Annotated in this window: 20 protein-coding genes; 18 read left to right on the top strand and 2 right to left on the bottom strand. The window is 58.9% G+C overall.

Annotation, left to right across the window (positions count from 1 at the left end):
• The first annotated feature begins 71 nt into the window (after positions 1–71).
• The 11 genes from prfB to JS530_RS03415 all read left to right on the top strand — a co-directional run bounded on the left by prfB (position 72) and on the right by JS530_RS03415 (position 12,980).
• On the top strand, positions 72–1,196 hold the full coding sequence (prfB, locus tag JS530_RS03365) for a peptide chain release factor 2 (protein ID WP_214375806.1): 1,125 nt from the start codon (positions 72–74) through the stop codon (positions 1,194–1,196).
• A gap of 44 nt (positions 1,197–1,240) precedes the next feature.
• Positions 1,241–2,383: a cell division ATP-binding protein FtsE gene (ftsE, locus tag JS530_RS03370; RefSeq protein WP_214375807.1), complete on the top strand. Its 1,143-nt coding sequence runs from the start codon at positions 1,241–1,243 to the stop codon at positions 2,381–2,383.
• A gap of 2 nt (positions 2,384–2,385) precedes the next feature.
• Positions 2,386–3,309, top strand: coding sequence for a permease-like cell division protein FtsX (ftsX, locus tag JS530_RS03375; protein WP_214375808.1), 924 nt, complete (start codon positions 2,386–2,388; stop codon positions 3,307–3,309).
• A 92-nt stretch (positions 3,310–3,401) separates the two neighbouring features.
• On the top strand, positions 3,402–4,742 hold the full coding sequence (locus JS530_RS03380) for a CHAP domain-containing protein (RefSeq protein WP_214375809.1): 1,341 nt from the start codon (positions 3,402–3,404) through the stop codon (positions 4,740–4,742).
• 122 nt (positions 4,743–4,864) lie between these two features.
• On the top strand, positions 4,865–5,341 hold the full coding sequence (smpB, locus tag JS530_RS03385) for an SsrA-binding protein SmpB (protein ID WP_214375810.1): 477 nt from the start codon (positions 4,865–4,867) through the stop codon (positions 5,339–5,341).
• Between the two features lie 175 nt (positions 5,342–5,516).
• On the top strand, positions 5,517–6,470 hold the full coding sequence (locus JS530_RS03390) for an ABC transporter substrate-binding protein (RefSeq protein WP_214375811.1): 954 nt from the start codon (positions 5,517–5,519) through the stop codon (positions 6,468–6,470).
• A 211-nt stretch (positions 6,471–6,681) separates the two neighbouring features.
• Positions 6,682–7,626: an ABC transporter substrate-binding protein gene (locus JS530_RS03395; RefSeq protein WP_214376032.1), complete on the top strand. Its 945-nt coding sequence runs from the start codon at positions 6,682–6,684 to the stop codon at positions 7,624–7,626.
• Between the two features lie 166 nt (positions 7,627–7,792).
• On the top strand, positions 7,793–8,776 hold the full coding sequence (locus tag JS530_RS03400; RefSeq protein WP_214375812.1) for an amino acid ABC transporter permease: 984 nt from the start codon (positions 7,793–7,795) through the stop codon (positions 8,774–8,776).
• A 19-nt stretch (positions 8,777–8,795) separates the two neighbouring features.
• A complete protein-coding gene (locus JS530_RS03405; protein ID WP_214375813.1) occupies positions 8,796–9,593 on the top strand; it encodes an amino acid ABC transporter ATP-binding protein in 798 nt (265 codons plus the stop codon).
• 685 nt (positions 9,594–10,278) lie between these two features.
• A complete protein-coding gene (glmS, locus tag JS530_RS03410) occupies positions 10,279–12,171 on the top strand; it encodes a glutamine--fructose-6-phosphate transaminase (isomerizing) (RefSeq protein ID WP_214375814.1) in 1,893 nt (630 codons plus the stop codon).
• A 14-nt stretch (positions 12,172–12,185) separates the two neighbouring features.
• Positions 12,186–12,980 carry a pseudouridine synthase gene (locus JS530_RS03415; protein WP_214375815.1) on the top strand — a complete coding sequence of 265 codons (795 nt, stop codon included), beginning with the start codon at positions 12,186–12,188 and terminating at the stop codon, positions 12,978–12,980.
• 61 nt (positions 12,981–13,041) lie between these two features.
• Here JS530_RS03415 and JS530_RS03420 read toward each other — a convergent pair whose 3' ends face one another.
• Positions 13,042–14,028, bottom strand: coding sequence for a LacI family DNA-binding transcriptional regulator (locus tag JS530_RS03420; RefSeq protein ID WP_214376033.1), 987 nt, complete (start codon positions 14,026–14,028; stop codon positions 13,042–13,044).
• 242 nt (positions 14,029–14,270) lie between these two features.
• Here JS530_RS03420 and JS530_RS03425 point away from each other — a divergent pair, with 242 nt between their 5' ends.
• From JS530_RS03425 to JS530_RS03450, 6 genes are all read left to right on the top strand, one after another.
• On the top strand, positions 14,271–15,197 hold the full coding sequence (locus tag JS530_RS03425; protein ID WP_214375816.1) for a carbohydrate ABC transporter permease: 927 nt from the start codon (positions 14,271–14,273) through the stop codon (positions 15,195–15,197).
• Positions 15,198–15,255: 58 nt separating this feature from the next.
• Positions 15,256–16,254: a carbohydrate ABC transporter permease gene (locus JS530_RS03430; RefSeq protein WP_214375817.1), complete on the top strand. Its 999-nt coding sequence runs from the start codon at positions 15,256–15,258 to the stop codon at positions 16,252–16,254.
• A gap of 263 nt (positions 16,255–16,517) precedes the next feature.
• Positions 16,518–18,596 carry a beta-galactosidase gene (locus tag JS530_RS03435; protein ID WP_214375818.1) on the top strand — a complete coding sequence of 693 codons (2,079 nt, stop codon included), beginning with the start codon at positions 16,518–16,520 and terminating at the stop codon, positions 18,594–18,596.
• A gap of 52 nt (positions 18,597–18,648) precedes the next feature.
• Positions 18,649–18,840, top strand: coding sequence for a hypothetical protein (locus JS530_RS03440; protein WP_214375819.1), 192 nt, complete (start codon positions 18,649–18,651; stop codon positions 18,838–18,840).
• 270 nt (positions 18,841–19,110) lie between these two features.
• The gene (locus JS530_RS03445; RefSeq protein WP_214375820.1) at positions 19,111–20,454 is read left to right on the top strand and encodes an ABC transporter substrate-binding protein; all 1,344 of its coding nucleotides are present in this window, start codon (positions 19,111–19,113) and stop codon (positions 20,452–20,454) included.
• Positions 20,455–20,876: 422 nt separating this feature from the next.
• Positions 20,877–22,298: an ABC transporter substrate-binding protein gene (locus JS530_RS03450; RefSeq protein WP_214375821.1), complete on the top strand. Its 1,422-nt coding sequence runs from the start codon at positions 20,877–20,879 to the stop codon at positions 22,296–22,298.
• A gap of 489 nt (positions 22,299–22,787) precedes the next feature.
• On the opposite strand, the gene JS530_RS03455 is transcribed toward JS530_RS03450, so the two are convergent.
• Positions 22,788–23,567 (bottom strand): type III pantothenate kinase, encoded by a 780-nt coding sequence (locus tag JS530_RS03455; RefSeq protein ID WP_214375822.1) that lies wholly within the window; start codon positions 23,565–23,567, stop codon positions 22,788–22,790.
• A gap of 161 nt (positions 23,568–23,728) precedes the next feature.
• Between JS530_RS03455 and JS530_RS03460 the strand changes: the two genes are divergently transcribed.
• Positions 23,729–25,429, top strand: a complete 1,701-nt coding sequence (locus tag JS530_RS03460) for an ABC transporter substrate-binding protein (RefSeq protein ID WP_240541067.1) — start codon at positions 23,729–23,731, stop codon at positions 25,427–25,429.
• The last annotated feature ends 186 nt before the right edge of the window (positions 25,430–25,615 follow it).

The following is a 25,615-nucleotide window of genomic DNA, read 5'->3' on the forward strand; positions in this document are numbered from 1 at the left end:
ATGTGCACAGGCTGTCAACAACGACGTGACTCCACAGAACTTTCCAAGAATCAACAGTAAGGTACAACACGATGGCAGAATTTGACTTTACCCAAGCAATCGGCGATGCCCGAGCCAAGTATGATTCCATCGCCAAGGCGCTGGACGTAGACCGGCTCAAAGCCGAAATCAAGGAATTGGAAGCCCAAGCCGCGGCTCCGGGTTTGTGGGATGACCCGGAAAACGCGCAGAAGGTGACCAGCAAGCTTTCCGCAACCGAATCCCAGTTGAAGCGACTCAACTCCGCAGCCCAGCGCATCGACGACGTGGAAACGCTCGTTGAGCTCGGCCAGGAGGAAGGCGATCAGGACTCCCTGGACGACGCTCAGAACGAAATCGGCGAAATCCAGAAGGATCTCGACCAGATGGAGATCCAGACCCTGCTCGACGGCGAATACGATGAACGTTCCGCAGTGGTGACCATCCGTTCCGGCGCCGGTGGCGTGGATGCCGCCGACTTCGCGCAGATGCTGCTGCGCATGTACCTGCGCTACTGCGAACGCAACGGTTTCAAGGCCAAGGTGATGGACACCTCCTACGCCGAAGAAGCCGGCATCAAGTCCGCCACCTTCCAGGTGGATGCCCCGTACGCCTACGGTCGCCTTTCCGTGGAAGGCGGTACCCACCGCTTGGTGCGTATCTCCCCGTTCGATAATCAGGGCCGCCGCCAAACCAGTTTCGCCGCCGTGGAAGTGGTGCCGCTGGTCGAAGCCACCGATCACATCGACATTCCGGACACCGATATCCGCGTGGACACCTACTGCTCCTCCGGCCCCGGCGGCCAGGGTGTGAACACCACCTACTCCGCCGTGCGCATCACCCACTTGCCCACCGGCATCGTGGTGACCATGCAGGATGAGCGCTCCCAGATTCAGAACCGTGCTTCCGCCATGGCCGTGCTGCAGTCCCGACTGTTGGTGCTGCGCCACGAAGAGGAAGCCAAGAAGAAGAAGGAACTCGCCGGCGACATCAAGGCCAGCTGGGGCGATCAGATGCGTTCCTACGTGCTGCACCCGTACCAGATGGTCAAGGATCTCAGGACCGGCTACGAAACCAGCCAGACCCAGGCTGTGTTCGATGGCGACATCAACGGCTTCATCGAGGCTGGCATCCGCTGGCGTCACGAACAGCGTCGCGCCGCCGAAACCGAAGAGTAAGCCGATCGATCGTCGATTCGATCTTAAAGACAAAGGAAACGGATATGGCATTGATCTCACTGGACAACGTGTCCAAGATCTACCCCAAGGGCACGCGTCCCGCGCTCGACAATATCAACCTTGATATTGAGCGCGGCGACTTCGTGTTCCTCGTGGGTGCATCCGGCTCAGGCAAAACCACGCTGCTGAGCCTGCTGCTTCGCGAAGAGGAGGCCACCAGCGGCGAGATTCGCGTTGCCGGCAACGATCTGCGCCGTATCTCGAACCGTCAGGTGCCGCAATACCGCCGTTCGTTGGGCTTCGTGTTCCAGGATTACAAGCTGCTCAACAACAAAACCGTGTGGGAGAATGTGGCGTTCGCTCTTGAAGTGATTGGCACCCGCCGCTCCACCATCAAATCCCTGGTGCCCAAGGTGTTGGACACGGTGGGTTTGACCGGCAAGGAAAAGAACTATCCGCATGAGCTGTCCGGTGGTGAGCAGCAGCGTGTGGCCATCGCCCGCGCGTATGTGAACCATCCGCAGATTCTCCTGGCCGACGAGCCCACCGGCAACCTTGACCCCACCACGTCACTCGGCATCATGGAAGTGTTGGACTCCATCAACCGCACGGGCACCACCGTGGTGATGGCCACGCACAACGAGGAGATCGTCAACTCCATGCGCAAGCGCGTGGTGGAGCTGCACAATGGCAAGATCGTGCGCGACGAAGCCCATGGCTCCTATGATTCCGCCCTGTTCTTCCCGGATGCGGAAGTCGAAGCCCGCTCCGACAAGGCGAACCATATTGCCACGCCCGCCCGCCATGTGATCGAAGCTCAGGAGGCACCGTCCGAAGGCATAGCCCGACTGGCCAACTCCGTGCATTCGGGACGAACCGGGCGCTACGGCGAGACGTTCGCTCCGATTGAAGACACGTTGACGTGGGGCAAGGGACTGCCGCTGGACGAACAGGCTGCGAAGCTTGAGCAGACGCAGGCGTTCGATCCGCTCAAGGATGATGCCGCAGCCTCGGCTGATGCGCAGTCGGCACCGGCTGATTCCTCCGCCGCGCCGACCGCTGATTCCACTGCCGCCGCTGCTCCATTGGAGCCCCCGGCACCGCCCGCACCGCCGGCTCCACCGCAGCAAACCAAGCCATCCGATGCCGCAGTCGACACATCTGATTCCGCAGCTAAGGGGGAGTAATCATGCGCGCGCAGTTCATTCTTTCCGAAACCTGGACCAATCTGAGGCGAAACTTGGCTATGCTGCTTTCGCTGATGCTGGTCACCTTCATCTCATTCCTGTTCATCGGCGCTTCGGTGCTGACCCAGGCGCAGATCACCAAAGCCAAGGGCGATTGGTATGACAAAGTCGAGGTTGTGGTCTGGCTATGCCCGGACGGCACCAGCCAATCCGCCAACTGCGCGTCCGGCAAGTCGCCTTCGGCCAAGGAAATCACCGACCTGCAGAAAACCATCCGCGATGAGCTCAACGATGTGGTCGCCAAAATCGACTATGTGAGCAAGCAGGACTTCTACGACAACACGTTCACCAAGCAGTACCCGAACGGCGAATACCAAGGCCGAACGCTGACCGCCGACGATATGCAGGATTCCCTGTGGCTGAAGCTCAAAGATCCGACCAAGTACCAGGTGGTGGCCGAAGTGCTTTCCGGCAAGGAAGGCGTGGAAGACGTGACCGATCAGCGGCAGATCTTCGACCCGGTGTTCGCTGTGCTCAACCGAGCCACAGCAGTGACCGCCGTGCTGGCAGGCGTGATGGTGCTGGTGGCCATTCTGCTCACCGGAACCACGATCCGCATGTCCGCAGCATCAAGGCGCACGGAAACCGAGATCATGCGCTACGTCGGCGCATCTAACTGGACCATCCGACTGCCGTTCATTCTGGAAGGCGCAATCGCCTCACTGTTGGGCTCGGTGCTCTCCTGCCTGATGCTTTCGGCGATTGTGCGCATCTTCATCACCGGATGGTTGGCGCAATCGGTCACATGGATCCCATACGTGAATCAGCTCACAGTGCTCATGATCTCACCGTTCCTGGTGCTCGGAGCCGTACTGATTTCAGTCATTGCATCAACTATTTCCCTGAGGCGTTACCTGAGAGCGTAATCTCAGGGCGTAATCAGCAAACAAAGGTGCCGTCATTCTCAGATTCACATGTTATGGTGTGGATTTATTGAGACGGAAAGGAATCGTCGTCCATGAAGAAAACGAACACGATAAAACCCGCATTGACAGCGTTGGTCGCGGGCGCGTGCTGCGTTGCAGGGTTCTTTGTAGCCCCAGTTCAGCCGGCCCAGGCGGATACGTATTCCAATTTGGTGAACGCCCAGAACCAGCATGCCGCATCGGTGCAGCGTGAAGCCCAGCTGAAGGCTCAGCTGTCTGGTGTGAACAGCGAACTTGCCAACAAGATCATCGAACTGGATGATCTGACCAACAACAAGATCGTTGCCGCACAAGACAAGGTGACCCAGGCGAACGCCGATGCCGCCGATGCGCAGGAAGAGGCACAGGCCGCAGCCGATCGTCTCGCCGCAGCGCAGAAAGACAAGGAAACCCTCGAACAGCAGATCGAGCAGACCGGTAAGGACTATGATGACGCGCATGCCGCAGTAGCCCAGCTGGCTCGCGAAGGCATGCACGGTTCGAGCACCTCCGAAGTCATGAGCGTGGTGACCGGATCCAGCAGCACGCAGGATTTCGTGAACTCCATGCAGTCGCGTGACGCGCTCTCCCGTAACGAGGCGAACGCGGCATCTTCCGCGGCTTCCACGCTGAACACGTCGAAGAACCGTGGCGAGCGTCTCGCCGCCATTGAAAAGCAGATCGCCACGTTGAAGACCCAGGCCGATCAGAAGGCCGCTTCCGCGCAGACCGCCGCGCAGACCGCGCAGAACGAACGCGATGCTTTGGAACAGCTGCGTGCGGAAGGCGAACAGCGCCGCGACGAGCTGACCGGCATGGTCTCCAGCCTGAAGAACCAGACGGCAGCGCAGGCCGCGCAGTCGGTGCTTTTGGCCTCGCAGGTGGATTCCTACAACCAGCAGTATCAGAAGGAACAAGCTCAGTCCGCCGGCCAGGTGCAGAACGGCCAGCAGGGCACCACCGGTGGCAATACCGGCAATTCCGGTAACTCCAGCTACACGCCGCCGGCGTCCTCCGGCGGCAGCAGCGGTGGCCAGGGCACCTCGAACGGTGACGTGGGCAACCGTTATGTTGCCGGCCAGTGCACGTGGTACGCCTACAACCGCCGTAAGCAGATGGGTATCGGCACTCCGTCGTGGCTGGGTAACGGTGGCGACTGGTGGCGCACCGCTCCGGCTTACGGCCTGCGCGTGGATCACACTCCGCAGGTTGGCGCGGCCCTCTCGTTCCTGCCCGGACAGGCTGGCGCAGACGGCACCTATGGCCATGTGGCCGTGGTGGAAGCCGTATACAGCGACGGTTCATTCCAGATTTCCGAAATGAACGTCGGTGGCCCGTACATCATGGGTTCCCGTCGACTGTACAATCCTTCGCTGTACTGGTTCGTGCACTGATTGACTGCCATGCTCATGGCAGCAGTCGCATAACCAGCCAATGACTAAACCCCTCCCGCGTTGGGAGGGGTTTAGTCGCTGAAGCAAGCATTATTGAAAGAACATCATCGAAAGGAGGGGTCATGGCCAAGGAAACCGGCGAAAAACTCATCGTACAGAACAAGAAGGCCCGGCACGACTATGCCATCGAAGACAAGTATGAGGCGGGCATCGCATTGACCGGCACCGAAGTGAAGTCATTGCGCGAGGGGCGCGCGTCACTGGCCGAAGCATTCGTCACCATCGACCGACGCGGCGAAATGTGGTTGGAAGGCGCCAACATTCCCGAATACCTGAACGGCACATGGAACAATCACGCGCCCAAGCGCAAGCGCAAGCTGCTGCTGCATCGCCAACAGATCACCAAACTAGCGCGCGGCATCGAAGCCAAGGGATACACCATCGTTCCGCTGAGCCTGTACTTCAAGGACGGACGCGTCAAAGCATCCATCGCACTGGCGCGAGGCAAGAAGGAATTCGACAAGCGTCAGGCGTTGCGCGAAGAACAGGACAAGCGCGAAGCATTGCGCGCCATGCGCTACGCCAACATGCGCCACTGACAAGGTGGTTGCTGAGCCTGCTGCAGCAGCACTGTCCGCGACTGTCCACTGTCCATTGTCCACAACGTGAGCAGTATTCCACAATATTAACCATGCCGTAGCATTGCGAACCTACGCTCTGAAGCCAGCTGGGAAATATACCCGCCCGGCCGACTACATGGAGAGAGGAAATCCAATGTCTCTAAGCAAGGGAATACAATCCGTGGCCGCAGCTGCAGTAAGCGCGGCAATGCTCATCGCCGTGGCTGCCTGCGGCACCAGCGATAATGCGAGCGGTGCAGCATCGAGTTCCGATTCCGGTTCGTCCAGCAGCTCCAGTACCAAAGGTTTCGATACCAGCAGCATCAAGAAAGACGATGCCATCGCCGCGCTGCTGCCGGAATCCGTAGCTGGCGACGGCGTGCTCACCGTCGGCACTGATACGTCTTACGCGCCGGCTGAATTCCTGGCCGAAGACGGCAAGACACCGGTCGGCTTTGATGTCGACCTGTCCAAGGCGCTGGCCGCCGTATTCGGTTTGAAGGAAAAAACCGTTTCTTCGACCTTTGATTCGATCATCCCATCCGTCGGATCCAAGTACGATATCGGCATTTCGTCGTTCACCGTAACCAAAGAACGCCTTGACGCCGTGGACTTCGTGACCTACTTCAAGGCAGGCTCCACGTGGGTCACCAAGAAAGGCAACCCAGACAAGGTGGACACCTCCAACCTGTGCGGCGTGAAGGTTGCAGTGCAGACCGGCACCACGCAGGAAGAGGAAGTCAACGCCGCCAATGATCAGTGCAAGGCTGATGGCAAGGCTGAAATCGACATCCAGTCCTCCAAGCTGCAAACCGATGTGACCACCGCCGTGGCATCCGGCAAGGCATCCATCTTCTACGCTGACTCCCCGGTGGCCGGCTACGCCATCGAACAAACCGGCGATACGCTGGCGGCACTGGGCGACGATACCGGCGTGACCCCTGAGGCCGTGGCCATCAAGAAGGGTGATTCTGCTACCGCCGAGGCTGTACAGAAGGCCATGCAGAAGCTGATGGACGACGGCACGTACCAGAAGATTCTCGATACGTGGGGCGTCTCCTCGGGTGCTGTGGATAAGGCTGAAATCAACCCTGCGGTAAGCGAGTGACGCTGAGCGGCGCTGAGCGACGCTGAGTGGCGCTGAGTGACTTGTTTGAAATAGACAAGTGATAGGGTGCAAGGGCTTTCGCATTGAACGTCAATGAATGTCAACGAACATCAACGCGAAAGCCCTATTGTATATGTATGCACAATAGTGTATAAATATGCTTGTCTGTTGTTGCGGCCTAGCCGTTGTTATGAGAAGAAGAGAAGAAATGATGCAGTCCAAGAAGCTGAAGACCATCGCAGCCGCCGCCCTGAGCGCGGCGATGTTGTTCACCGCTGCCGCCTGCGGCACCACCGACGAAGCCACCTCCGGCACCGGTTCTGAAACCGGTTCCGGCGATGCCAAGACCATCACCAGCTACGATGTGAGCTCCGTCAAGAAGGACGATGCCATCGCCGCATTGCTGCCGGAATCCGTAACCAAGGACGGCAAGCTCACCATCGGCACCAACCCGTCTTACGCACCGGCCGAGTTCCTCGACGCCGACGGCAAGACCCAGATCGGCTACGACATGGATCTGGCCCACGCGCTGGGCAACGTGTTCGGCCTGAAGACCGAAATCGTCTCCTCCAACTTCGACACCATCATCCCGGCCATCGGCTCCAAGTACGATCTGGGCATCGCCGCGTTCACCATTACCAAGGAACGTATGGAATCGGTTGACTTCGTCTCCTACTTCACCTCCGGCATGGCCTATGCCGTGGCCAAGGGCAACCCGAACAAGGTCGACCCCAACGACCTGTGCGGCCTGAACGTGGCCGTGGAAACCGGCACCGTGGAAGAGGAAGCCATCAACAAGACCGCCAAGCAGTGCAAGGCCGACGGCAAGAAGGACATCACCATCCAGTCCTCCAAGCAGCAGACCGACGCCACCACCGCCGTGGTGACCGGCAAGGCGGACGTGTTCTTCGCCGACTCCCCGGTGGTCGGCTACGCCATCGCCCAGACCGACGGCCAGCTGGAGCAGCTCGGCGAGGACTTCGACTCCGTGCCGAACGCCATCGCCATCAAGAAGGGCGACACCGGCACCACCGAGGCTGTGCAGAAGGCCATGCAGAAGCTCATGGACGACGGCACGTACAGCAAGATCCTCAAGCACTGGGGCGTTGAATCCGGTGCGCTGACCAAGGCCGAAGTCAACCCCGACGTTGAATGATCGCTCGGTCATAGTAGCTGACTGAGGGGTAGTTCACTCAGCATATAGGTTCATATACCATGGGGCGCTTATGTTGCATGTAACACAAGCGCCCCATTCATGCGTTAAGGTGCAACGTTAGTTCTTCAAGTCGCCTCTGGCGGCCCCAAACACACAAGGAATAACCATGGCGAAGAAAGTAGTCGACGGCGAAGGATTGGACATCCCCAACCGCATCAAAGCCCTACCGGTCAAGCGTCCGGGCCCGATTGTGGCCGCAGTGATTGTGGCGCTGCTCGCCGCAATGCTCATTCAAGGCATGATCACCAATCCACGATTGGATTGGCCCACCGTCTGGAAATACCTATTCAACGAGAACGTGCTGGAAGGTATTCGCTACACGCTGGAACTCACCGTGATTTCCATGGTGGTGGCCATCATCCTTTCCGTGATTCTGGCCATTATGCGCAAATCCATCAATCCGGTGCTGCGCGGCGTCAGCTGGTTCTTCATCTGGTTCTTCCGCGGCACACCTGTGTACACGCAGCTGATTTTCTGGGGCCTGTTCTCCGTGCTGATTCCCAAGCTCAGCCTTGGCATCCCATTCACCTCGGTTGAATTCTGGAGCATCGACTCCAACGTTGTGGTTACCGCGTTCAACGCCGCATGGATTGGCCTGGCATTGAACGAAGCCGCCTACCTTTCCGAAATCGTTCGTGCCGGTCTGGAAGCCGTTGATCCGGGGCAGACCGAAGCCGCTGAAGCTTTGGGCATGAATCGCTCGCTGATCATGCGCCGCATCGTGCTGCCGCAAGCCATGCGCATCATCATCCCACCCACCGGCAATGAGACCATCGGCATGCTGAAGACCACCTCCCTGGTTACCGCAGTGCCGTTCACCTTGGAACTTCAGTTCGCCACCAACGCTATCGCCAACCGTATCTACAAGCCGATTCCGCTGCTGCTGGTGGCTTGCTTCTGGTACCTGCTGATCACTTCCATTCTGATGGTGATTCAGTCCCGCTTGGAAAAGCACTTCGGCAAGGGTTTCGACGCTCGCGCCATGGGTACGCGCGGCAAGCAGCCGCCGCTGCCCGGCAAAACCGAGGGCGAACCCAAGGATGACGTGAACAAGCTCAACGAAGCCGCATTCACCGGCATGACCGCGTGAGCAGGAAGGCGAATCGATCATGACTGAAACTCTCAACAGCTCCGCCGCAATTCCCGCCATCAAGGCCACGCAGGTGCACAAGGCGTTCGGCACGCTGCACGTGCTCAAAGGCGTGGACCTCACCGTGATGCCCGGCACCGTGACCGTGATTCTTGGCCCTTCCGGCTCCGGCAAGTCCACGTTCCTGCGCCTGATCAACCAGCTGGAAACCTTGACCGGCGGTTCCATTGAAGTCAATGGCGAGCTGATCGGCTACAAGCATGTGGAAAAGAACGGGCAAGACATGCTGCAAACCCTGAACGACAAGGAGATTGCGGCACAGCGCTCCAAGCTCGGCATGGTGTTCCAGCGTTTCAACCTGTTCCCGCATATGACCGCCATCGAAAACGTGATGGAAGCGCCGGTCCACGTGCAGCACAAGTCCAAGAAAGAAGCGCACGAGCTGGCAGTCGCCGAGCTGACCCGCGTTGGTCTGGGCGACCGACTGGATTACTACCCGTCACAGCTGTCCGGCGGCCAGCAGCAGCGTGTGGCCATCGCACGCGCCTTGGCCATGAAACCGGAAATCATGCTGTTCGATGAGCCGACTTCCGCACTCGATCCCGAGCTGGTGGGCGAAGTGCTGAACGTCATGCGCTCCTTGGCCAAAGAAGGCATGACCATGGTGTGCGTGACCCACGAAATCGGCTTCGCCCGCGAAGTGGCCGATCAGGTGGTGTTCATGGATGGGGGAGTCGTAGTCGAAAAGGGCGGCCCCGAAATCATCGACAACCCCACCGAACCAAGGTTCAAGGACTTTCTCCAGCACGTGCTGTAGAAAGGCAGCCATATTACCTCAGCACTGTCGTGCTTCGGCGTCGCCTACGGGCAGTCCACTGGACTGCCCGCTTTACGGCTCCGTCTCCAGCACGTGCTTGTAGAAAGGCAGCCTGTTCGGCAATATAGGCATCTGCGGGCCAATGTACCGAATTCGCCCATTTGGTTCTGTTGGCCCGCTCAGCTGCGGGCCAACATCGCATACTGCTCACAATTCTCATGTTGGCCCGCTCGGCTCCGGGCTATCATGCGAATTTGTCTATTATTTTCATGTTGGCCCGTTGGCTTATTTTTTGAAAACCGCGGAATAAAGCCATTTTCCGACAATCAGGTAAAAGTTCCCCTCAATCAGCTCCCGGGCCACTATGGAAAAAGCGGCAGTTTTCTCATCTTCGCCCGCTTATCTAGGCCTCCAGCGCCTTCATCCGAATCCGCAGTCATCGAATACACGCGAAAACAATGAAATCCTGCCTGACACACCGAACCCAGAGGTACGTGTTCCATGGTTCACGCATGATTTGCTGCGTTGGCAGCGGTACACCATGCCAGTGGCACATTATTGGCGCATCACTCGTGCATTGATAGCGCCCCAATGGCATGAATCAGCACACTTCGTTGCGCTGATAATGCGAAAAGGTGTGACACGGGTCGACTGAGGACATATCCGTCCGCTAGGGTAGAGGACTATGTGTGGAATTGTTGGATATGCAGGAAATGTTGAAACCGCTTGCGGCAAGCCCCTTGAGGTATGCCTCCAAGGTCTGGCCCGTCTTGAATATCGAGGCTATGATTCGGCTGGCGTGGCACTGAGCGCGCCGGGCATGGATAAGGTGGCCGTGCGCAAGAAGGCCGGCCGTTTGAAGAATCTGGTCGAAGACATCGAACGTAAGCCCATGCCACTGGCCACGGTGGGCATCGGCCACACCCGTTGGGCCACCAACGGCGAGCCGAGCGACGTGAACGCGCACCCGCACACCAGCATGGACGGCAAGGTTGCCATCATCCATAACGGCATCATTGAAAACGCCTCCCAGCTGCGTCTCGATCTGCAGGCTGAAGGCTACCGTTTCGCTTCGGCAACCGATACTGAGGTCGCCGCCAAGCTACTCGGCAAAATCGTTGATAAAGTCATTGCCGAAAAGGGCCAGCCGGATCTGTTTGAAGCCATGCGTCGCATGGCCCGCATGCTCGACGGTGCATTCACCATTCTCGCCACCGACTGCCGCCAGCCGGATATCGTGGTCGGCGCTCGCCATGATTCGCCGCTGGTTGTAGGCCTTGGCGAAGGCGAGAACTTCCTTGGTTCCGATGTGGCCGCTTTCGTGGCCTACACCAAGCGCGCCATGGAAATCGATCAGGATCAGGCTGTGTGTGTCTCCGCCGACTCCGTGGTCGTGACCGATTTCGACGGCAATGTGATCGCCGATCCGAAGACCTACACCGTGGACTGGGATGCCTCCGCCGCGGAGAAGGGCGGCTGGGATTCCTTTATGGACAAGGAAATCCATGAGGATCCGGCGGCAGTGCAGCGTACCTTGCTTGGCCGCTTCGACAAGAACGGCGACATCGCCCTTGATGAAGTGCGTATTGATGAGCATGATTTCAAGGCCATCGACAAGATCATCGTGGTGGCCTGCGGCACCGCAAGCTATGCCGGCCAAGTGGCCAAGTACGCCATCGAACACTGGGTGCGCATTCCGGTGGAAATCGAACTGGCACACGAATTCCGTTACCGTGACCCGATTCTGACCCCGCGCACGCTCGTGGTGGCCATTTCCCAGTCCGGTGAGACCATGGATACGCTGATGGCATTGCGCCACGCGCGCGAGCAGGGCAGCAAGGTGCTGGCCATCTGCAACACCCAGGGTGCTTCGATTCCGCGTGAATCCGATGCTGTGCTGTACACGCACGCCGGCCCGGAAGTGGCCGTGGCCTCCACCAAGGCGTTCGTGGCGCAGATTACCGCCGCCTACCTGCTGGGCTTGTATCTGGCTCAGGTCAAGGGTGCGATGTTCCGCGATGAAATCCATCAGGTGCTCGACTCCTTGAAGGATATGCCGCGCAAGATTCAGTGGGTGTTGGATACGCAGCCCAAGGCCATTCAGGCCGCCGCCGAGCGCATGGTGAATGCGAACTCCTTCCTGTTCCTCGGTCGCCACGTGGGCTATCCGGTGGCGTTGGAAGGCGCATTGAAGCTCAAGGAAATCGCCTACACCTTCACCGAAGGCTTTGCGGCCGGCGAGCTGAAGCATGGTCCGATCGCCTTGGTGGATGAAGGCGAGCCGGTAGTGTTCATTGTGCCGCCTGAGCGCGGCCGCAACGTGCTGCACGCCAAGGTCATCTCCGGTATCGAAGAGGTCAAGGCTCGCGGCGCCTACATTATTGCGGTTGCCGAGCAGGGCGACCCGGATGTGGAACGGTATGCGGACGTGGTGTTCTGGCGGCCGGCCTGCCCCACGCTGATGAGCCCGCTTGTGGACGTGGTGCCGCTGCAGCTGTTCGCCATGGATATGGCCAAGCTTAAGGGTTACGACGTGGACAAGCCGCGCAATCTGGCTAAGTCCGTCACCGTGGAGTGAATTGGAGTGATCGGATGCCGAGGCCGCATCGATTTGTGACCGAGGAGCCTCATATTCCGTTCGATGTGGACGTGCTCTATGAGGATGAGCGCATCATCGTGGTCGATAAACCGCATTTTCTGGCCACGATGCCGCGTGGCATGTGGTATCGCGAAACGGCGTTGATTCGTCTGCGCGAACAGTACGGTGAGCCGGACATCATTCCGGCGCACCGACTGGATCGCATGACCGCCGGCATACTGGTGTTCGTGCGCGAGAAGTCGTGCCGTGGAGCCTATCAGATGCTGTTCCAGAACAAGCAGGCGGTCAAAGTCTACGAATGCCTGGCACCATGCCGGCCTATTGCCCGGCCTCGCTTCGGCACAGTCACGCCTGTGCAGTCGCCCCGGCCTTTTCCGCTGGTGCGTCGCTCGCATATCACCAAAGTGCGCGGTGTCATGACCGCCTATGAAGAACCGGGCATCGTCAATGCCGAAACATTGATTGAGCGTGGCTCATTACTCACGAATAATACGGATAGTCAGCCGCCTGCATGCTCGTTGGCAAGCAGCGCCACTGCTCACGGTTCCAGCGGGCAGCTGATGTGCCGGTACACACTGTATCCGCGCACCGGCAAAACGCATCAGCTGCGGGTGCATATGAATTCGCTGGGGTTGCCGATCATGGGCGATGACTTCTATCCGCGCATCCAAACCCGGCCGTACGACGATTTCAGTCAGCCCTTGGCGCTGGTGGCGCGACGGCTGACTTTCGTTGATCCTCTTACCGGCGAAACGCGCGATTTTACGTCGCGTATGCCGCTGCGCTGATAGGCGCTCTGATATCGCTGCGCTGGCGAGGCATCAGCTGATGCTGCTCAGCTGGCGAGGCTCAGCTGATATCGCGCACAGAGCCGCGTTCGATAAGCTCGGTTGGAATCACGGTTTTGATTCCAGTCGGTACGTTTTCGCCTTCGCACTGGCGGCGGACCATCGAGAATGCCGCGGCACCGATGTCACCGAAGCGCATGCGCATGGTGGTGAGGTTCAAACGTGGCACCATGTCCACCAACGAATCATCCACGCCGACGACGCTCACATCTTCCGGCACTCGCTTACCGGCCGACTGCAGACCTTGGATTGCGCCGTACGCCATCTGATCATTGGCGGCATAGATCGCGGTGCACTCGGGGTCATGGGCCAACGCCACGCCCGCTTGATAACCGGAATCCGCGCACCAATCGCCAATGTACATGCTCGGCACGGGCGCACCCATCTGCTCCAGAGCGTCACGCCAGCCGCGCGCGCGGGATTCGGCGGCACGAGAGGTGGCAGGTCCGGCGATATGGTAGACGGTTTTGTGTCCTTTGCTCATCAAGTAGTCCACGATGGCGGTAGAGCAACCGTACTGGTCGGCGTCCACAGTGGGGCAGTAGTCGGCAGCGCCTTCAGAAATCAGTACGACTGGCAGCTCCCTCGGTGGTTTGTAGCCGACGAAATCGGAAATACGCTCCTCGAGCACCACGATGACGCCGTCCACCGGCTGCTTTTGCATACGTTCGACTGCGGCGGCCAGTGTTCGCTCCGAACCGTGACGCATGGTTTGGATGGTGACTGAGTAGTCATCTTCGGCTGCGGAGGAGATGATGGCGTCAAGGATCCGCGAATTGCCGAACGTGGCAGTATTGAACATGACCACGCCGATATCCTGGAATTTACCGCGCTTCAAGGCTCGCGCCGCATAGTTGGGGCGGTAGCCGAGCCGCTGCATGGCGGCTTCGACGCGCTGGCGGGTTTCAGGCTTGACCGCATCGCTGCCGTTGGCCACGCGGGAGACGGTCTGTGGGGACACTCCGGCTTCCTTGGCAACATCCTGCATGGAGACTTGCGATGTTCTCGACATGACGACCCCCGGTCAACACAATTATTCATACTTCATATGTGCACCAATAATGTCATTCATCATCGAACACGACGGTAACGATAACATCATTGTTTTCGTGACCATTGTAGCAAACATAGGCAAAAACGTTGAATTAAGACACGAATAGACAATGTTAGAAATCGTGTTATGATGATAACGCAAACATTTTAATCAGCCTTCGAAGGAGAGGGGTTGGAATGGCTTCAGCCAATGTCACAGCTGCACCCGTGGATGCGGGTCAGGTGCGTGTGAATAAGCATAAGGCGGATTGGCGTGGATGGAAGTTCATGTGGCCGTTCGCTGTGGTGTTCGTGTTCGTGTTCATCATCCCGATCGTGTACGCGATCTATATCAGCTTCTTCAAGAAGCAGATGATCGGCGGCACCAAGTTCGTTGGCCTGCAGAACTACCAGCGCCTGCTTGTTGATCAGCAGTTCTGGAGCAGTGTGGGTCGTGTGGCCCTGTTCACGGTGGTGCAGGTGCCGATCATGCTGTTCCTCGCGGCGGCCATGGCGTTGGCCATCGACTCGATGAAGCTGCATGGCACGAAGTTCTTCCGCATCTCCACGTTCCTGCCCTATGCGGTGCCGGCGGTGGTGTCCACGTTGATCTGGGGTTTCGTGTACGGCGCGAAGTACGGCCTGGTGGGAAGCTTCAACGATTTCTTCGGCACGAACGTCGACGTGTTGAAGCCTTCCGTGCTGCTTGCGGCGATCGGCAACATCAACACGTGGGAGTTCACGGGTTATAACATGCTGATCTTCTACAGCTCGCTGTCCACGATCCCGCACTCCCTGTACGAGGCCGCGTCGATCGATGGCGCTTCGGAGTGGCAGATCGTCAAGTCGATCAAGCTGCCTGAGTTGAAGGGCTCCCTGGCGATCACGGTGATCTTCTCGATCATCGGTTCGTTCCAGTTGTTCAACGAGCCGAGCATTTTGCAGAACATGGTGCCGGGCAACGCGATCACCACGTACTACACGCCGAACATGTACGCGTACAACCTGAGCTTCTCCGGCAACCAGTCGAACTACGCCGCCGCATTGGCCATCGTCATGGCCGTGATCACCATGGCCATCGCCTACGCGGTCCAGCTCAACAGCATGAAGGAGCAGATGAAGTGATGCGCCTCGAGCTGATTGCTGAAATGACTATGACTGTGATTGTGAAGGAGCGTATCTGATGAGTGCAGCAGCAAGTGCCCGTCCGGCCGAGGCGGAATTGAGGGCCCGGGAGAAGGCCGCCAGGAAGGCCGAGAAGGAACGTCAGAAGCGTATCGCCCGCGATGAGGCCGCCGAGAGGAAGCGCAGCGAAAAGGCCGGTTTCGCGAACGTGAACAACCCGCGCCGCAGCACGCTGATGACCATCCTGTGCGCCATCTTCGCCGTGTACTGCCTGTTCCCGTTCGTCTACCTGGCGATTAACGCGACCAAGACGCAGGCCGACTTCACCAGTACATTCGGTCTCGGCTTCGGCAGGACGTTCGCCCTGTGGGACAACATCGTCACCGTGTTCACCTACCAGAACGGCATCTTCGGCCGCTGGCTGATCAACACGCTCCTCTACGTGGTCGTCGGCGCGGGCGGCGCGACCCTGCTGGCCATCATGGGCGGCTACGCGCTGGCGAAGTTCCGCTTCCCCGGCCGCAAGGCCGTGTTCGCCGTGATCATCGGCTCCATCTCCGTGCCGGGCATCGCCCTGGCCGTGCCGCAGTTCCTCCTGTTCGCCAAGCTGGGCCTGACCAACACCCCATGGGCCATGATCATCCCGAGCCTCATCTCCCCGTTCGGGCTGTACCTCATGTGGATCTTCAGCGAGCAGGCCGTGCCGACCGAACTGCTCGAGGCCGCGCGCGTGGACGGCGCCAGCGAGTTCCGCACGTTCTGGACCATCAGCCTGCCGCTCCTGGCCCCCGGCATCGTCACGACCGCCCTGTTCACGATCGTGGCCACGTGGAACAACTACTTCCTGCCGTTGATCATGCTGAAGGACGCCGACTGGTACCCGCTGACCATCGGTCTGAACCAGTGGAAGGACCAGGCGTCCACCGCCGGTGGCCAGGCCATCCAGAACCTGGTGATCACGGGCTCCCTGATCACGATCATCCCGCTGGTCATCGCCTTCCTGTGCCTGCAGAAGTACTGGCAGTCCGGCCTCGCCGCCGGCGCCGTCAAGGAGTAGTGGAACCGGCCTTTCGGCCGATAGAGCTTCCCGCGGCTTTGCCTGCTCCGCTTCTCTCCCTCAGCCAGCCTGTCGGCTGACAGCTCCCTCATCAGAGGGAGCTATTATGCATCAGTCCTGGCCCCCTCTGACGAGGGGGCTCCCGCAAAGCGGGTGGGGGGAGAAGCCTGAGCGGCGCGCGAGCTGCTGCGGGTCATGCCGCATCGGCCAAAGATCGATTCCGAGCTGTCCGCCACAAAATCGTTATAAAGGATTCAAGAATTATGGAACACAGAGCGTTCAACTGGCCGCAGCCTCTTGCCGGCAAAAGCCCGCGCATCTGGTACGGCGGCGACTACAATCCGGACCAATGGCCGGAGGAAGTCTGGGATGAAGACATCGAACTGATGCAGAAGGCCGGAGTCAACCTGGTCTCCGTGGCCATCTTCTCCTGGGCCAAGCTTGAGCCGGAAGAAGGCGTCTACGACTTCGATTGGCTCGATCGCGTCATCGACAAGCTCGGCAAAGCCGGCATCGCAGTCGACCTCGCCACCGGCACCGCATCGCCGCCGATGTGGCTTACCCAAGCCCACCCGGAAATCCTCTGGGTCGACTACCGAGGCGACGTTTGCCAGCCCGGCGCACGCCAGCATTGGCGCGCCACCAGCCCCGTCTTCCTTGACTATGCGCTGAACCTGTGCCGCAAAATGGCCGAGCATTACAAAGACAATCCGTACGTAGTCTCCTGGCATGTGAGCAACGAATACGGTTGCCACAATCGTTTTGACTATTCCGATGATGCCGAGCGCGCCTTCCAAAAGTGGTGCGAAAAGAAGTACGGCACCATTGACGCCGTCAACGACGCATGGGGCACCGCCTTCTGGGCTCAGCGCATGAACAACTTCTCCGAGATCATTCCGCCACGCTTCATCGGCGACGGCAACTTCATGAACCCCGGCAAGCTGCTCGATTGGAAGCGCTTCAGCTCCGACGCACTGCTCGACTTCTACAAAGCCGAACGCGACGCGCTGCTCGAAATCACCCCCGGCAAGCCGCAGACCACCAACTTCATGGTGTCCGCAGGCGGTACCGGTCTTGACTACGACAAGTGGGGCTACGACGTGGACTTCGTGTCCAACGACCACTACTTCACCCCAGGTGAAGTGCACCTCGACGAGCTGGCCTACTCGGCCTCCCTGTGCGACGGCATCGCTCGCAAGAAGCCGTGGTTCCTCATGGAACACTCCACGTCGGCCGTCAACTGGCGTCCGATCAACTACCGTGTGGAGCCGGGCGAACTGGTGCGCGACTCCTTGGCTCATCTGGCCATGGGCGCCGACGCCATCTGCTACTTCCAGTGGCGCCAGTCCAAGGCAGGTGCCGAAAAGTGGCACTCCTCGATGGTGCCGCACGCGGGTCCGGACTCCCAGATCTTCCGCGATGTATGCGAACTGGGTGCCGACCTGAACAAGCTTGCCGACGAGGGTCTGCTTGATACCACGTTGGTCAAGTCGAAGGTCGCCGTGGTCTTCGACTATGAGTCCCAGTGGGCTACGGAACACGCCGCCACGCCTACTCAGGAGGTACGCCATTGGACCGAACCGCTCGCATGGTTCCGTGCGTTGGCGGACAACGGTCTTACCGCCGATGTGGTGCCGGTTCGTGGCCCCTGGGACGAGTATGAGGCCGTGGTGTTGCCGAGCCTGACGATCCTCTCCGAAGAAACCTCACGCCGCGTGCGCGAGTATGTGGCGAATGGCGGCAAGCTGTTCGTGACCTACTACACCGGTCTGGTGGACGAGAAGGATCACGTCTGGCTTGGCGGATACCCCGGTTCCATTCGAGACGTGGTGGGCGTGCGCGTGGAGGAGTTCGCGGCCATGGGCAACGACTTCCCGGGTGCCATGGATCACCTCGATTTGAGCAACGGCACGGTGGCGCATGATTTCGCCGACGTGATCACTTCGGTTGCGCCGACCGCGCACGTGGTGGCATCCTTCAAGGCTGATAAGTGGACCGGCTTCGATGGCGCGCCGGCCATCACCGTTAACGAATACGGTGACGGCAAGGCCGCATACATCGGTGCCCGACTGGGCCGTGAAGGCTTGGCGAAGTCCCTGCCCGCACTGCTGGAGGAATTCGACATCGATACGCCGGCCGAGGATGATCGCGGCGAGGTGCTGCGCGTCGAACGTGCGGATGCCACCGATGAGAACCACTTCGTGTTCCTATTCAACCGTACGCATGATGTTGCCGTGGTGGATGTGGAAGGCGAGCCATTGGTCGCATCGCTGGCGCAGGTCAACGAATCCGAGCATACGGCGGCCATTCAGCCGAACGGTGTGCTGGTAGTGAAGTTGTAGCCGCCGGTCGATATCGCCTACAGCGAAAAGCTCCAGGGCTTTGCTGGACAATATGTCTGGCGAAGCCCTTTTTGTATGGAAAATGAGCGTGGTGGTTTGTGCTGTAGTGTCTACTGCTGTAGTGGTTGCTGCAGTAGTTTCTGCTGCGGTTGTGTCTGCTGCAGTCATGTCTGCTGCAGTGGTGTCTGCTGCAGTGGTGTCTATTGCAGTATCGATTGGTTCTGCAATGGTTGCTGTTGCATAACTCGGTACAGTCTTGCTGTTTCTTACCATCGCGAGCGGCAGCCAACGTAATTGTTTGCGATAACACGCCGAGATGCTGTGTTTGCAAGAACTTGCGATGTGTGTATACTAATAAATGTTATCGCAATCATAGATTTTGGAAATGGCGAGAGGAGCCACTTCTCGAGGTTGAGGGGAATTCCAAGGGATTTGAATCAACTGCAAATCGATGATTACGAACGACATACAGATTTGAATCGTTCTGGACGATTCGAGGAAGGAGAACAGAACGATGAAGTTCACTGCCGCTAAGAAGGCTATTGCACTGACCGGTGCGGCCGCCATGCTGGTGTCCGTTGCCGCCTGCGGTTCCGATAGCGCCGGTTCCCAGCCGGAGCAGGAAAAGGATGTTCAGGAGATCACCGTGTGGGCTTGGGAGCCTACACTGACCCAGGTTGCCAAGGACTTCACCAAGAAGACCGGCATCAAGGTCGACCTCAAGAACGTCGGCACCAACACCAAGGAATACACCCAGCTTGATAACGCCATCGAGGCCGGCAACGGCGCTCCGGATGTGGCTCAGGTTGAGTACTACGCCATCCCGCAGTACGCCATCAAGGGCAACCTGCTGGACATCACCGACAAGACCTCCGGCTTCAAGGACTTCTACACCCCTGGCCCGTGGGCTTCCGTGCAGTTCGCTGGCAAGGTCTACGGCCTGCCGATGGATTCCGGCCCAATGGCCTTCTTCTACAACAAGGAAGTCTTCGACAAGGCTGGCGTTGACGCCGAGCAGATCAAGACCTGGGATGATTACTACGAGGCCGCTAAGAAGATTCACGCCCTTGGCGACAACTACTACATCACCTCCGATACCGGCGACGCCGGCTTCTACGATTCCATGACCTGGCTCGCTGGTGGCCAGCCGTTCAAGACCTCCTCCGACGGCTCCGAAGTCACCATCAACCTGACCGGTGATGAGAACGTGCAGAAGTTCAACGAGTTCTGGCAGAAGATGCTGGACGAGGGCCTGCTCGACACCAAGACCGCCGGCTGGTCCGAGGATTGGTTCAAGGGCATGGTCGACGGCACCATCGCCTCCCTGCTCACTGGTGCTTGGATGCCGGCCAACCTGGCCAACTCCGCTGCCGGTGGCGCTGGCAAGTGGCGTGTGACCCAGATGCCGACCGCTGACGGCTCCGCAACCAACTCCGAGAACGGTGGTTCTTCGCTGGCTGTGCTCTCCAGCTCCAAGAAGGCTGAAGCCGCCTACAAGTTCATCGAGTACGCTAACCACGGCGATGGCGTGGCCACCCGTGTGGCTGGCGGCGCATTCCCGGCCGACAAGGCTTCCATGGAATCCGATTCCTTCAAGAACGCCACGACCGTGAAGAACTCCGATGGTCAGGATGTTGACTACTTCGGTGGTCAGAAGTACAACGAGGTTCTTGCTCAGGCTGCTGAGAACGTGTCCTCCGACTACCAGTTCCTGCCGTTCGAGGTCAAGGCCCGCACCATCTTCGGCGACTACGTTGGCAAGTCCTACACCGGCGACCAGAAGCTGTCCGACGGTGTGGCTGCTTGGCAGAAGGCCCTGCAGGATTACGGCAAGGATCAGGGCTTCACTGTGAAGTAAGCTCTGTGAAGTAGCTCCGCAATCCGAGCCTTCAATCACTAATTGACTGCAAAAGCTCCGAGTGTTATGCACCCGGAGCTTTTTTGTTGTCCTGCGTTTCTTGCGTTTCCTGCGTTTCCTGCGTTCCCTGTATTTCCTGCGTTCCCTGTGCTTTCCATGTTCCTTGCGTTTCCCATGTTCCTTGCGTTTCCCGCGTTCCTTGCGTTTCCTGCGTTCCTTGCGTTCCCCTTCATACGCGCGCTAGGCCCACCCCGTGCCGGATTCCGGGAAATCCGTCGAAAATGATCTCCTAGAGGGGCTGTATTCGCTACTTTCCGCGGAATCCGTCGAAAATGAGCTCCCGAACGGGCTGTTTTTGCCGGATTCCGCGGAATCCGTCGCATACAGAGGCGGCGCGCAGGCATACTAGTAGACTCAGCAGTATGAGTTTGATTGGGCAACGAATCAGAAAGACGGCGACCATCATTGTGGCTGCCGTTCTTTCCGTATCCCTCGCATCCTGCGGACAATCCACCCAAGACAACCGCACCGAAATCACCGTGTGGAGCTGGGAGCCCAGCATGGGCAAAGTCATCAGCCGATTCGAGAAAGCCAACCCAGACATCAAAGTCAACTGGACCAACATTTCCGGCTACAACAATCTCAACACTGCCATCCAGGACGGCTACGGCACCCCGGACGTAGCACAAATCGAATACTATGCACTGCCGCAGTACGAAGTATCCGGGCAGCTGCTGGACCTCACCGACCGCATCGGATCCGATTACGCGAACTTCTTCACCCTCGGTACCTGGTCATCCGTACAGCTCGCCGGGCGAACCTACGGTCTGCCGATGGATTCCGGTCCAATGGGATTCTTCTACAACCAAGACGTCTTCGCACAGGCCGGCGTGGACGCCACACAAATCAAAACCTGGGACGACTACTACGAGGCCGCCAAAAAACTCAAGGATATCGGTGCCTATATCGCTGCGGATTCAGGCGACGGCAGCTTCTACGACGCCATGATTTGGCTCGCCGGCGGTCAGCCGTTCCATACATCGTCGGATGGCAAAACCGTGACCATTGATCTGGAACACGACGAGGGAACCCAGCGGTTTACCGAATTCTGGCAGAAGATGATTGACGAAGGCCTCGTGGACACCACCTCCGCCACATGGTCCGGGCGATGGAAAAGCCGGGTAGGCAACGGCACCATCGCCTCCGTGTTCATGGGTGCGTGGATGCCGTCGCTATTGCTCGCCAATGTGCCGGGCGCGGCCGGGTTGTGGCGCGTCACCACCATGCCCACCTATGATGGCCAGCCCACCAATGCGGAAAGCGGCGGTTCTGCGCTCGCGGTACTGCAGCTCACCCGCAAGCCGGATGCGGCATATCGGTTCGTGGATTTTGTCACCCATGATGCGCAGGGCATCAGCGCGCGCGTGGCTGGCGGCGCATTTCCCGCCGACTATGCCACGCTTAACTCTCAGGAATTCCTGGACAAAACCACGTTGACCGCCAGCAATGGCATGGAAATTCCGTATTTTGGCGGGCAGAAGTTCAACCGTGTGCTCTCCGAGGCGGCGGAAGATGTGTCCGTGGGATACCAGTATCTGCCGTTTGAAGTGTACGCGCGCAATGACTTTGAAACCACGGTGGGCAAAGCGTACAGCTGGGCGAGTAGCTTCCAGGCGTATCAGCGCCGTCAGGCCGCCATCGCGATGGGATGGAAGGACGAGTACGGCAATCCGTTGCAGCCGTTGGAGGATCCTGGTGCCAAGGTAAGCCTTGAGAACGGGCTCACGCAGTGGCAGAAGGATCTGAAGGAATACGGTTTCAACCAAGGCTTCACTATCAAATAGCGGAAGCGGGGCAGTAGCCGGGGCGACAGTGGGACGACAGCTGGGCCACCGGGCAGCCGCCTGGGACTGCAGCTGGGCCGCGGATTGCAACTGGGACTGCAGCTGGGCAGCAGCGGGATGGCAGCCGGGCAGCATATGGCTCTGTTACCGCGCCTACCCATGCTTATTCCTCCGTATGTTCGCGCGAATTACGGACCCTGCGCGTACAAACGGAGGAAATTGGCCGTGAAAATGATCGTATGTACGCGCAGTATCCGTCAGTTGCGCGTACATACGAACGATTTGGACGGCGACTAGCGCATGACCACCGCATGACCACCGCATGACCACCGCACGACTGCCGCACGTTGCGCGTCGCGCCGGATGGCGGCTTGTGCGGCATGGAGGAAGTCGGCTAGCGCACGGCTAGCGCACGGCTAGCGCACGTACCGCGCGGCTAGCGCACGTACCGCGCGACTAGCGCACCACTACCGCACGTCTACCGTACGTCTACCGTACGTTGCGCGCGTAGATGCTGGCCATGCCCTTGAAAATCAGGTCCGGGTCGTAGATGTCGATCAGGTCGGTGTCATCGGCGAATACGCGCCCCAATCCACCGGTGGCGATGACCTGGAAGTCCTCGCCACCGAGCTCCTTGCGGAACTGCTCGATGGTGCGCTCCACGCCACCCAGGAACGTATAGTAGAGGCCCGCCTGCATACAGGTTTTGGTATTCGTGCCCAAAATCGTACTTGGCCGGGTGATCTCCACCTCAGGCAGTTGCGCGGTATCGCCCCAGAGGGCCGCGGCACCGGTACGAATACCAGTGGTGATCACGCCGGAATCGATAACGCCATGCGCATCCACATGGGTGAATGTGGTGGCCGTACCGAAATCAGCCACCAGCACCGGGCCGCCGTATTCGTTGTATGCGCCGGCGCAGTCGGCCAGGATATCCGCGCCCAGCGATTTCGGATCGTCCACGCGCACGTTCATGCCGGTTTTGATGCCCGGCCCAATCACCATCGGATCGATATCCAGGAACTTGATGATCGAGGAGCGGAAGGAATGCATGACCTTCGGCACCACCGAGCAGATCACCACATCGTCCACATCGCGCGGCGTGAAACCGCTCATGCGCAGAAACTCAGTCAAAAACAGGCCATATTCATCCGACGTATGGTTCGCCTTGGATGTGATGCGATACGTGCCCACATTGGTGCGGCCAGTCTCACCATCCAAAAAACCAATCACAATATTCGTATTGCCGATATCAACGGCGACCAGCATGATAACCCTCCAGCGTTGAGATGGATTTCATCGCCAAGTCTACGCGCATTCGCCCCGCCTTCTACGCACCCGCGCCTATGATTACACCTTGGTAGTCGACCCGACTTGGGCGGCCAACCGACATTTCACGAGAATTACAGAGGAATATCAGAGGAAGAACTATGTCTCAAGACAATGGTGTGCACGCGGAAACCGGCGCAACCAGTGCAAATAACGCGAATAATGCAAGCAGTGCAAGCGGCACAACTGGAGCAACTGGCGCCACCACGGATGCCAGCCTGGCTTCGCGCGCCAAGAATCCCAAGAAGCACGGCCCGAAGTGGTGGCTGATCTCCCTGATCGCCGTGATCGTGGCATGTGCTGTGGTGATCGGCGTCACGGTTGCTTACGGCAAGAAGAGCGACTCCGCGGATGCATCTGCCAAGAATATGATTGCGGACACCGTGACCATCGGCCTGAAGCTTGCCCCCACCAACCTTGACATTCGCAACACCGCAGGCTCCGCGCTCGACCAGGTGCTCATCGGCAACGTGTACGAAGGCATCGTGGCCCGCGACTCCAAGAACCAGGTGGCTCCAGGCCTCGCCTCCAGCTGGGAGGAATCCAAGGACGGTCTGACCTACACCTTCCATTTGAACAAGAACATGAGCTTCTCCAACGGCGACAAACTCGACGCCGAGGACGTGGCCTGGTCCATCAACGAACTCATCGCCAAGCAATACCATGATGCCGACGCGCTCACCGCGGTGAGCAAGGTGGAAGCCAAGAATGCCGACACCGTGGTCATGACGCTTAAGACTCCGAACTCGAACCTGCTGTGGACGCTGACCGGCCGCGCTGGCTTGGTGTTCGACAAGGACGCCAAGTATGACCTGAAGACTCAGGCTGTGGGCTCCGGGCCGTACACCGTGGCCAAGTTCGTCGAGAATGATTCGATCACGCTCAAGGCCAACGACAAGTACTGGGGCAAGAACAAAGCCAAGACACCGACGGTGGTAGTCAAGTACTTGGCTGACGATAACGCTGCAGTGAACGCGCTGAAATCCGGCGATGTGCAGGTGCTCGCGCCAATCACCGAAACCTTGGCCGGTCCGTTTAAGTCCGATTCGGCCAACTACACGGTGAAGGCAGGCAACGGCACCGATAAGTATGTGCTCGGCTTCAACAACGCTTCCGGTTCCAAGCTCGCCGATAAGCGCATTCGCCAAGCCATCCGTTACGCCATCAACCATAAGGAGATCATCGCCTCCCGTGGCGGCGCGGATAAGGCACTGGGCGGCCCGATTCCATCCCTTGACCCCGGTTATGAGGATCTGACCAAGCTGTACCCGTACGATCAGGCCAAGGCCAAGTCGCTGATGGCCGAAGCCGGTTACTCCACTGATAAGCCGCTCGAGCTGAGCCTCACCTATGCCAACATCTACGGCACCGAGCTCGGCGACCAGCTGCGCTCGCAACTAAAGCCGATTGGCATCGATTTGAAGGTCAACGTGGTGGAATTCTCCACCTGGCTGCAGGACGTGTACACCAACCATGACTTCGACATCTCGCTGGTGGATCACAACGAAAGCCACGATTTCTACTCCTGGGCCGACCCGACCTACTACTTCGGCTACGACAATGCCGACGTGCAGAAGCTCTACAACGAGGGCGTGGCCGCCACCACCGACAAGGAGCGTGACGCCAAGTTCGCCGAAGCCGCCAAGCTCATCTCCGAGGATGCGCCGGCCGACTGGCTGTTCAACTACCGCATCACCACGGTTACCGCCAAGGGCGTGAAGGGCTTCCCGTTCGACCTGAACCAGACGGTTCTGCCGCTCTACAACGTGACCTATTCGCTCGCCGAATTCAGCCAGAAGTAGCTATTTTCGGCTCCTCTTGTTAGGGGAGCCGGCGGCGAACGCCGACTGAGGGGTGAGGGACAGTTTCATGGGTGATTGCAACTATCCCTCAGCTACTATCCCTCAGCTACTGTCCCTCAGCTACTGTCCCTCAGCTACTGTCCCTCAGCTACTGTCCCTCAGCTATTTTTGGTTATGGATGTCTTA

This window comes from Bifidobacterium colobi (genome assembly GCF_018555455.1).
Taxonomy (GTDB): Bacteria; Actinomycetota; Actinomycetes; order Actinomycetales; family Bifidobacteriaceae; genus Bifidobacterium; species Bifidobacterium colobi.